Raw genomic sequence first — 9,354 nt, 5'->3', positions numbered from 1 at the left:
ATCCCGTCCGGCGGATCTTCGGGGTCAGCCGGACAGGACCCAGGACCCTCTAGCCGCGGCCTGCCGCCGCCGGAGCGGACGCGCCCTGGGTGAGGGGGCGCAGCATGCGGCCCGCCACCTGGACCCGGGACGTGCAGCCCAGTTTCTGCATCACCTTGCGCATGTGGTTCACCGCCGTCCACTCCGCGATCCCCAGCCTGCGGGCCACCTCCCGGTTGGTCAGCCCCTCCGTCACGAGCATCGCGACCTCGTGTTCCCGCCGGGTCAGCGAGCCGACGAGGTCCGTGGGGCGTGGCCGGTGTCCGGCCGGTTCGATCGAGGCAAGGGCCAGGGCGACCGCCTCGTCCGGTGTGCACCGGCCGCCCTCCTGCCAGGCCGTGTCGAAGGCGCTGTGGCCCATCCGTTCGCCGACCTGGCCGAGCAGGGTCGGGCTGACGGCCTCCGGCTGGCCCGCCAGGGTGTCGCCGACCCGGCGGCGGAGCGCGTCCGCTGCGCCGAGCAGTCGCGCCGCCCGCTCCCACACCGCCGCCGTGCGGCCGTACTTGTGGGTGAGGAGTTCGGCCAGGACCGCCAAACCCCGCGCCACTTCCGGCAGATCGCCCCGGTCGTGCAGCAACAGCAGTGCCCGGCAGGCGAGTTGTTCGGCCCGGTCGTAATCGCCCTGGGCCCCCGTCAGGCCCGCGAGCGTCAGCTTGGCGCGGGCCGCCGAGCGGGCGTCCTCCGCCCGCTCGAAGATCCGTACCGCCTCTGTCGCGTGCCGCGCCGCCGACGCCGTGTCCCCCCTGTCCCGGCGGACCTCCGCGAGGCGGGCCAGCACCGCCCCCCGGCACCACTGGCCACCGCCGCGCGGGTCCAGGTCCGCCAGCACCAGCGTCAGCAGGTTCTCGGCGGCGGGGAGGTTGCGCTCGATCTGGGCGAGCCTGGCCAGGTGCCGGCGTACGGTCGCGATCCCCGGGCCGTCGGCCAGCTCCGTGTACGCCGCCGACGCCTCCTCCAGCCAGGGCCTGGCGCCCATGGGGTCGTCCGTCAGGAGCAGCGCCTCACCGAACGCCTCCAGCGTGGCGAGCCGTACCCGGAGCCGTTCGACACCGAGGCGCAGGGCGGCGGACAGCCAGTGTGTGGCACTCTCCGCCTCGCCGCGCAGCAACCAGTACGGCTGGGCCGCTGTCGCCAGCGTCGCCACCGCCTCGCCGTTGCCCGTCCCGGCCAGGAACTCCAGCGCGGCGAGCACGTCCTGGTGCCAGTGACCGAACTGCTCCAGCGCCGCCGCCTGCCCCGGCCCCGCCAACTCACTTCGGATGCCGTGCAGTTGGCGGACGAAGAAGATGGCGTGGTCGGCCCGGACGGGCCCCAGCGCGTCCTGCCGCCCGAGGTGTGCCAGGGCCTCGGCCCGGGACCTGCGCAGCATCCAGAACCGGATGCTGCCGTCCCGCTGCTCCTCGGTGAGCAGCGCGCTGTGGTCGACCATCTCCTCCAGCGCCTGCCGGGTGACGTCCAGCGGGAGTTCGAAGACCCCCGCGGCCTCGGCGACCCCGAAGCTCTCGGTGAACACCCCGAGCCGCACGAGGAGTTCGACAGCCGCCGGCGGAAGTCCCAGTGTGTCCACCCCGGCCCCGGGACCCGCCGCCGCTTCCGTGCCGACTCCCGCGCCGGCGAGCGCGAGCACGCCCGTGCCAGCGCCCGTATTCACGCCCGTACCCGCGCTCAGTTCGTCCAGCAGCGCGCGCGGCGAGCTGACCTTCAGCCGTGACGCGGCCAGTTCGATCGAGAGCGGCAGCCCGTCGAGCGTCCGGCAGAGCCTGGCGACGGTCTCCCGGTTCTCCTGCGTGAGCCGGAATCCGGGCCGTACCGCCTTCGTACGGTCCACCAGCAGGCGTACGGAGTCGACCTGCCCCAGCCGGCCCAGGTCGGCCGTGTCGTGCGGCGTGGGCACCGCCAGCGGGAGGAGCGGGACGCGGTGTTCGCCGTACATCCCGAGCACCTGGGTCCCGACGGTCAGCAGGCACAGCCGCCGGGCCACCGCGGCGACCGCCTCCCACAGCCCGGCGATGCCGTGCGGGGGCCGGTTGCCGCAGTCGAGTACGAGCAGGAAGTCCCGCCCGCCGAGGTGGTCCCGCAGCAGATCGAGCGGAGCGTCGTCCGCGCCGTCCGCGCCGTCCGGCGTCAGCTCCAGCGCCTCCGCGACCGCGCGGGCGAGCCCGCCGTCGGGGTCCGTGTCCACCAGCCGGAGCATGTCCAGTTCCACATAGCGTCCGCCGTCGGCGAAGTCTCCGCAGATCTGCTCGAAGAGCGCGTCGGCCAGCCTGCTCTTGCCCACACCCACCGGCCCGGTGAGTGTGAGGATCTGTCCGTTCGGGGCGGCGGCACGGGCCTTGAGATCGGCCAGTTCCGCCTCCCTGCCGACCCGGGAGGTGAGCGCGTAGCGCGCCCGCTGGTGCGTGGACGGGCCCGTGGACGGACTCCGGGACGGACTCCTGGACGCGGTCGTGGACGGGCCGGTGAACCGCGTGGGGTGCCCCGCCGGGTCCCCGCCCGTCCGCCGCACCGGTTCGACGATCCGTATCGTTCCCTTTGTTCCTTCGTTGCTCTGTGCGCGCATTTCGGCCCCCGTGGCTCAGATAGGTCGCACGAATGACTTGATGTCTCACTCTCCCCAGGAACCTCACAGGCCCCGTCCAACGATTGGTCAAGGCTCGGTCAGTGAACGCTCACCGACAGCTCGCCCGGCCGCCCACGCGACGGAGCGCGCTTCCCTCCGCGCACACGAAAGCCGCCCGGCCCACCGGGAGTCCGGCGAGCGGGCGGCCACAGGTCGACGCGTTTATCAGGAGCGCGCGGTCCGCACCGGGCCCTCCGTGACGGCGGGGCTCCGCCGCCGCGACAGGATCCGCTCCGCCGCCAACTCCCCCGCCTGCACGGCGGCTTCGCTCGTCGGCCGCTGGAAGACCCAGTCCCCGGCGAACTCGACCGCCCGCGAGGGCCGGTCCAGGAAGGCGCCCTGGAGCCGCAGCGCGTCCGGGGTGGCCTCGGGGGCCGCGTACGGGAATCGGTGCACGTACGACGCGCGCAGCGCCGTACGCAGCTCGGGCACGTACTTCGTGGCGCGCCCGAGCAGCGCCTCGACGACCTCCTCGTCGGGGCGGTCCATCAGCTCGTCGGTGGCGCGTGCCGCCGTCAGCATGCTGACCAGTCCCTGACCGCGCGGCGCCCGGTTGGCGGCCTTGAAGTGCTCGAAGGTCAGGCCGGCCAGATAGCCGTCCTCCTTCTCCGGGATGAGCAGCGCGTAGACCTTCTTCGTACCGCGCGACTGACGGACCGCCAGGGGGCGGTCGACCGGACAGGTCACGCGGATCATGCGGGAGTACGACGTGGCGTCCAGGAAGGGGAGTTCGGTGGCGGGCGCCGACGGATACAGCTTCCGGGCGACGGGCGCGGGCACCGCGAGTACGGCCTCGCGGGCCGTCACCACCGTGCCGTCGGCGAAAACCAGCCGTACGCCCCCGTCGGGGCTCTCCGTCACCTCCTGGACCGCTCTCCCCCTGTGCACGGTCAGCCGCTCCGCGACCTTCCGGGCGAGGGCGTCCATCCCGTCGCGGTAGGTGCGCCAGCCGTGCAGCCCCCGGGTGGCGACCATCGTGGCGACCAGCGGCGCGACGCAGGAGCGCCGGGTGTCCCAGGCCCAGCCGGTGCTCGCCGCCGGCTGGAGCAGATAGTCGTGCAGGTCCGGGTGCTTGCCGTCGACGAACTCGGCGACCGTACGCAGCCCGAGCGGACTCTCCCCCGGCCGCCGCGTGCTGACCTTGCCCAGGGCCGGCAGCAGCCCGGCCAGCATCCCGGTCATGGCCATCCGGCCGCCGGGCGACAGCCCGGCACCGGTGAGGGTGCCCACCCAGTGCCCGCTGCCCGCGTGCGCCTTGCCGTCCCGCCAGACACCGGCCAGGCTGCCGACCTTCAGCACCCCGCCGTCGCGGTCGAGGCGGACGTCCTTGATCAGCCGCCAGGTGGCCGGGTAGCCGTGCGAGGCCAGGGTCTCGGTGCCCGTCTCCACCAGCCAGCCGTCCTCCTTCCGCGCCCGCATCCGCCCGCCGACGTCGCTGTCGGCCTCGAAGACCTCCGGCGCACGGCCGGCCTCCTTCAGCCGGTACGCGGCGGTGAGACCGGCGATCCCGCCCCCGACGACGGCCACATCGACGTGCGTGGCGGTGTCTGCGTCTGCGTCTGCCATGGCTGCTGTGCTCCTCTCGACTTCGTCCTCAATCGCCGGACGGCTTGAAACACCCGGCGAGCGCGCGGTCTACGTCCAGCGCCCCGTCCCGTACGTCTCCTCGCCCAGCAGCCGCTCGCGCAGCTCGACCCGGCGCACCTTGCCCGTGCTCGTACGCGGGATCTCCTCCAGCGGCAGTACCCGGGGCGCGCCCAGCGCCGGCAGGTCGGCGGTGGCGCGCCGCCACTGCGCCTCGTCCAGCGAGCCGTCCCGGGTGCACACGACGGGCAGCGGGAGCCGGCCCGGGATACCGATCACGGCGGCCTCCAGCAGCTCCGGCAGCCGGTCGGCCAGTACGTCCTCCAGCTCGATGCAGCTCATGCCGGGGATCACGTCCACCTCGCGGTCCAGCAGCCGGAAGGCGCCCGCGGCGGTGCGCAGGCCGTAGTCGCCGGTGTTCCACCACTTGCCGCGCGCCTTGTCGTTCCAGCGCCGCTGCTCGCCGAGGTAGCCGATGCAGCGCCCGTCGGTACGGGTGAGCAGCACGCCGGGCTCGCCGTTGGGGACCGGCTCCATCGTCGCCGGGTCCACCACCTTCATCCCGGTGAAGCCGGGGATCGGGCGCCCGACGTCGCGCGTCGTGGGGTGCCGGCCGCCCTTCGCCGCCAGCGCCCTGCGGGTGAGCAGCCGGAAGGTCATGGGGCCGGTCTCCGACTGGCCCCAGCCCTGGAGCCAGGCCGGGAAGCGCCGCTTGCTCGCGTGCAGGAAGCGGCGGACCGTGGGTGGGTGGATGGCGTCGAAGGTGCTCACGTAGAGCCTTACGTCCGCGTACAACTCCGGTCGCTTCTCCGCCAGTTCCTGCCAGCCGACGTACGTGGCGGGCAGCGCCTCCAGATAGGTCGGCCGCCGCTTCTCGAACATCCGCTCCGCCGTGGCCGGTTGGGCGTCGGCGAGCAGCATCGCGTCCTTCGGCTCCAGCTTCAGCGTGCCGGTGCTCCAGGTGATCATCCGCATGTGGTTGAAGGGGGTTGCGGTGGCCACCGTGTCGGAGCGCTTCATGGCGACGATCGGGAAGCGCAGCGACTCGGTGCGGCCGAGGTGCCCGAGGACGGTGTCGACGGAGTGCACCACCAGCTTCGGGACCCCGGTGGTGCCGGAGGTGTGGGTGGCGACCATGGGCTCGTAACCCGCCGTACGGAACACCTTCGGGGCAGGCGCCCCGCGCAGGTCGTCCAGCGCGACCGTGCCGGGGAGCGCGGCGCCGACGGTCAGCGTGCGCGGGACGAAGGACTTCAGGTCCACGCCCTGCTCGTCGGCGGATCCGAGGATGCCGGCGGTGGTGACGAGCAACTGCGCCTCGGCGCGCTTCAGTACGGTGCCGAGCGTCTGGGCCGGGAGGCTGCCCGCGATCAGCACGGGCAGACCGCCGAAGCGGGCGGTGGCGCAGGCGAGGATCAGATAGTCCCAGTGGTTGTCCTTGGCGATGGCGACCCGGTCGCCGGGGCGTGCCCCCGCCTCGTACAGCAGGCCGGCGGTCTCCTGGACCAGCTCGGCGAGACCGGCGACGGTGAACTCGGTGCCCGCGTCCGGGGCGATGTCGAAGGGGCGGCTGAGATGGAAGCGGGTGGCTCGGCCCGCCCGTGCGTGTTCGTCGAAGAGCAGACCGAGTCCGGTCGGTTCGTTCCTGGTGCCCATGTCTGTGTGTCCTGTCCGGAGTTCGGGCCGGCGCCCCGCTGGGGAACGGGGCCGCGGCCGTCGCCCCTCAGCTCGCGAAGTGGATGAGGTTGGCCAGGACGATGCCGGCGACGCCCGTCCGGAACGCCACCACTCCTCGCCTGCGTGCCAGCAGTGCGTCGCCGTTACGGCCGAAAGAGGTGAACTGGCGCAGCCGCAGGGCCATTTCGGGCAGCAGGGCGGCGAAGAACCACCACGGCGCCCAGCCCACGGCCGACGCTCCGACGGTCAACAGCAGGTCGGCGGCGGAGAGCGCGCCGATGAAGATCAGATTGCCGCGGGCCGAGGCGTGCACCGCGACGGTGCTGCGGCCGACGGCGGCGTCCCCGCTGATGTCCTTGGTGTTGGAGTAGCAGGAGACGAGGATCTGCCAGAGACCGAACAGCACCGCCTGCACGAGCACGATGGCGGGCAGCTGGCCGGTGACGAAGCCGTACGGCGCGACGACGATGACCAACGGGCAGCCCATGATGAGGACTTCGCCCAGGCCCCGGTAACTGAGCTTGAGACCCCAGGAGTACTGGAAGCCGGCGAACAGGACCAGCCCGGTCACGACCAGCGCCCACATCGGCCGCTCGGGAGCGGTGACGGCCGAGGCCGTCCAGAGGACCGTGCCCCAGAGCAGGCTCAGATACCCGAACCGGGTGGCCTGGGGAACGCTCAGTGCCCCGGTGAGCAGGGGCTTGCGCTCCAGTGGCCGCAGCGGAGTGCCGCCGGTGCCGAGGTAGTTGGCGCGGTCGCTGCCGTCCCTGATGCCGTTGACGTCGTCGAGAGCCATGACGGCGGAGATGACGCCGATCTCACCCAGGAGGAAGAGAAGCAACGTGGTCAGGGTGTCGGGCGCGAACCGCGCACTGCCCGCGAGCGCGGTCCACAGCACGAGCATGCTGAGGTAGTAGTCGAGGACGAACTCGAACTTGGCGAGCCGCGCGTACGCGACGAAGCGGCCTCGGGCCCCGGAGGCGGGTGCGGCACCGGGCGCGGGGTCCGTACCGGAGGCGGACGCGGTGCCTGTGCCGGCGTCGGCGTCGGCCGGTGCGCCGGTGCGGGAGCGCGTAACGCTTACGGGGTCCGTGCCGGAGGCCGACGCGGAACGCGTACCGCCCCGCACATCACCGCGGACGGCGCCGGAAGCGCCCCCGCCCCCGACATACGTGCGGCCGTCGGTGTCCGAGCCGGAGGCGGACGCCGGGCGGGCCGCCGTCTCGGCAGCCGTACGGGAACCCGCGGCGGACGCCGTACCGGTGACGGCACCGGAAGCGGACCGGGCAACCACGCCGGAAGGCGAACCCGCACCGGAAGCAGACCCGGCAACCACACCGGAGACCACCCCACCCCCGCCGGACGGCGCACCCGCGCCAGAAGCAGACCCGGCAACCACACCGGAAGGCGAACCCGCACCGGAAGCGGACCCGGCAGCCACGCCCGAGACCACCTCACCCCCGCCGGACGGCGAACCCGTGGATGTTGCATCCATGTCCTCTCCCCTCTCCCTTCCGCCGTCGTCCCGGATCAGCCGGCCGTCGTCAGCTTTCCCGCCGTCGTCAGTTTTTCGGCGGCCCGGATGCCCGAGAGCATCGCCGCCTCCGAGATCGGCGCCGTGAAGTAGTCGCCCGCGAAGACCACCGGCGCGTGCTGGAGTCCGATGACCCGTGCCGACATCCGGTAGCGGCCCGGCGCCGGCAGGGGCATCGCGTGGGGGCGTACGGCGATCTCGAACGGCTCCGCGTCGGTGGGGAAGTCCGGCCACAACTTGGTGACCAGCCGGGTCGTCTCCGCGTACTGCTCCTCCGGCGACAGCGCGAGCAGCCGGCGCGTCTCGGCGCGGCCCGGGTAGACGAAGGCCAGGTGCTTGTCGACGGAACGCCCCTGCGCGTCCTTGACCTTGCGCGGGAAGGTGATGATCGTCTTCACCGGCGGGTCGTCCGCGCCCGCCGCCACGATGTGCGCCTCGGACGGCATGCTGCTGAAGTCGACCAGATACGACACCGACAGCGCGGGCTCGTACACCTGGGTCTCCAGGAACTCGCGGGTGTCGCGGCCCACGATGTCGTTCGGCAGCGCGGCCGTCAGCTTCGCCGCGACCGGCGCGGTCGTGGCGACCACGACATCGTCGAAGACCTCGGAGTGGCTCTCGCCGTCCGCCGACCGGGCGGTGATGTGGACCCGGCCGTCCGTCACCTGAAGGTCGGTGACCTCGTGTTCGAGCCGGATGTCGGCGCCCTCGGCGTTGCGCTCGGCGATGACCTCCATGCCGTTGCGGAACACGTAGAACTTCGCGCCGGCGACCTGCGCCTGCATCGCCCGTACGTGCGCGGCGGAGACGTCCTCGCAGCGCCACAGCCAGAACGACTCGATCTCCGGCCGCAGCAGATTGTCGAAGCCGCGCTGCGACAGGCTCTTGCGCGCGTACTCCGCCGCCGTCGTGCCGTCGTCGAACGGCGCGAGCTTGACCGGGTCGAAGATGTCGAGCTGCTTGCGCTTGAGCGTCTCCTTCAGCGTCCCGGTGAGGAAGCCGATCCGGTCCCGGAGGCCGACGTGCTTGTACGTGAGCAGGCTGCGCAGCGAGTCGGAGAGCAGCTCGGCGGGCTCGCCCTTGTCCACGACGATGACGTTGTTGGACATCTCCACGAGCTGGTCCTCAAGCCCGTACTCGCGAATTCGCTCGAACATCAGCTTGTAGAAGCTGGTGAACCAGAGGTTGATGCCGACGGAGGGCTCGATCTCCGGACGGTGCCACGAACGGGCCCGGCCGCCGAGTCCGGCGGCGGCCTCGAATATGACCACCTCGCGGCCCGCCTTGACCAACTCCTTGGCGGCGGCGCAGCCGGCCATCCCTCCGCCGATGACAGCGGTCCTCTCACGCTGGCTCATTCGCTTTCCCCTCCAGGGAATGGTCTCGGATTGCCCTCGACGGTTGTCGCCTGTTGTCGCCGCAATTTAGGAGGGGGAAGCGGCCGTTAGATATAGCAGTCATCCAGGGAATGACCCGCATACACCTGTCATTGTGCGCATTCACGCGCTGGGGGACCGTAGTCGGGGAGCATGCCGCCCAACTGCCTTACGGTGGCCGGTCCGCGCGCCGCGCGGTGGATCGATCGCGTCCGGCCGGGGGCTCAACCTCGGCCGTTTCGCGGCGGGTTGTCATTGCCAGTGGGCTCGCGCGCTCCCTACCTTGATCGTGTGAACGGGACCGACACGCCGCCCCCAGAAACGGCGTTCCCCCTCGAAAGGTTGCCGAATGTTCGCCTCACTGGCCAGATTCACCACACACCGCAGCAAGCTGGTCCTGTATCTCTCCGGTGTGCTCCTGGTGCTCGCGGGAGCGCTGGGCGGTGGCGTGATATCGGCTCTCTCCGCCGGTGGATTCACCGACGAGTCGACCGAATCCGCGCGGACGGCCGAGGTCCTTGACT

Annotated in this window: 5 protein-coding genes; all 5 read right to left on the bottom strand. The window is 72.1% G+C overall.

What is annotated here, in order from left to right:
- Positions 1-49: 49 nt before the first annotated feature.
- Complete coding sequence (locus tag P3L51_RS33115) at positions 50-2,599, bottom strand: ATP-binding protein (RefSeq protein ID WP_354609047.1); 2,550 nt, start codon at positions 2,597-2,599, stop codon at positions 50-52.
- Positions 2,600-2,824: 225 nt separating this feature from the next.
- Positions 2,825-4,225, bottom strand: a complete 1,401-nt coding sequence (locus tag P3L51_RS33110; RefSeq protein ID WP_354609046.1) for a protoporphyrinogen/coproporphyrinogen oxidase — start codon at positions 4,223-4,225, stop codon at positions 2,825-2,827.
- Positions 4,226-4,294: 69 nt separating this feature from the next.
- Entirely contained in the window at positions 4,295-5,899 is a 1,605-nt protein-coding gene (locus tag P3L51_RS33105) for a class I adenylate-forming enzyme family protein (RefSeq protein WP_354609045.1), read from the bottom strand.
- Between the two features lie 67 nt (positions 5,900-5,966).
- Positions 5,967-7,214 carry a UbiA family prenyltransferase gene (locus P3L51_RS33100; protein WP_354609044.1) on the bottom strand — a complete coding sequence of 416 codons (1,248 nt, stop codon included), beginning with the start codon at positions 7,212-7,214 and terminating at the stop codon, positions 5,967-5,969.
- A gap of 236 nt (positions 7,215-7,450) precedes the next feature.
- Positions 7,451-8,812 carry an FAD-dependent oxidoreductase gene (locus tag P3L51_RS33095; protein ID WP_354609043.1) on the bottom strand — a complete coding sequence of 454 codons (1,362 nt, stop codon included), beginning with the start codon at positions 8,810-8,812 and terminating at the stop codon, positions 7,451-7,453.
- Positions 8,813-9,354: the final 542 nt, after the last annotated feature.

The sequence above is a fragment of the Streptomyces panacea genome (assembly GCF_040560175.1).
Lineage (GTDB): Bacteria > Actinomycetota > Actinomycetes > Streptomycetales > Streptomycetaceae > Streptomyces > Streptomyces panacea.
Note: the sequence above shows the minus strand (reverse complement) of the source record. Positions and strands in the feature narration are given on the sequence as shown.

Excerpts from the sequence above, each read along its gene's own strand:
- P3L51_RS33115 (WP_354609047.1), bottom strand. The coding sequence starts at position 2,599 with ATGCGCGCACAGAGCAACGAAGGAACAAAGGGAACGATACGGATCGTC.
- P3L51_RS33110 (WP_354609046.1), bottom strand. The coding sequence starts at position 4,225 with ATGGCAGACGCAGACGCAGACACCGCCACGCACGTCGATGTGGCCGTC.
- P3L51_RS33105 (WP_354609045.1), bottom strand. The coding sequence starts at position 5,899 with ATGGGCACCAGGAACGAACCGACCGGACTCGGTCTGCTCTTCGACGAA.
- P3L51_RS33095 (WP_354609043.1), bottom strand. The coding sequence starts at position 8,812 with ATGAGCCAGCGTGAGAGGACCGCTGTCATCGGCGGAGGGATGGCCGGC.